Genomic DNA, 805 nt, shown 5'->3' on the forward strand with positions numbered 1-805 from the left:
GGTTCTGTCGCAAATATAGTTAGAGCCGTGACAGACCCATCCTACAGATACAATTATACTGCGAGTGCGTAGAATCGCTCAAAGGCCGTCTGCCCTTCAATATCTATCTGCTCTTGTTTTAACATCGTCCACACTTCTCGCCCATGCAAACTGGCCAAGGCTCCTTCCGTTGACTTCCAACCCAGCGCTTGACGTGTTTTTTGCTTCACCCAACGGTGACTCTGCTCAACGATATTGTTCAGATATTTAATGTCCAAAATCTCTACCAAGGAGAGCATAAAATACCCCGTCAACCAGAGCTGTACATTCATCGAATCAATTGCCGCGTAGTTACTCTTACTTCCGTCTATGACGACTCTGCTTGGTAAACCATTTTGTGCAATCGCCTTATTCAGAAAGGCTTTAGCAGCAGCTTCATCACGGTTAGGGCTAAGATAATAATCGATCACTTTCCCAAATTTATCGACGGCTCGGTAGTAGTAGACCCACTGGCCTTTTACTTTGATGTAGGTTTCATCCATTCGCCACGAGTCAGACACGGGCTTCTTTCTACACCTCGCTTTGTGCTCTAATATTGGCGTAAATTTGATAACCCAACGATTAATCGTGGCGTGATCTACAACGACACCGCGCTCTAATTGAATATCTTCAATTTCACGATAACTGAGTTTATAGGCGAGGTAATAACGTACGGTTTCGAGAATAACTTCAGAGGGGAAGTGGCAGCCTTTAAACATTAAGAATCAGTCTCATGAAGAGAAATTAAGCAAATCTTAACTTAATGACTCAAAGTTTGCGACAGAAC

1 protein-coding gene is annotated in these 805 nt (G+C 43.5%); it reads right to left on the reverse strand.

What is annotated here, in order from left to right:
• Positions 1-53: 53 nt before the first annotated feature.
• Complete coding sequence (locus AB4513_RS24430; protein ID WP_102258639.1) at positions 54-737, reverse strand: IS6 family transposase; 684 nt, start codon at positions 735-737, stop codon at positions 54-56.
• Positions 738-805: the final 68 nt, after the last annotated feature.

It is taken from the genome of Vibrio sp. 10N.222.54.E6, from assembly GCF_041473955.1.
Lineage (GTDB): Bacteria > Pseudomonadota > Gammaproteobacteria > Enterobacterales > Vibrionaceae > Vibrio > Vibrio tasmaniensis_A.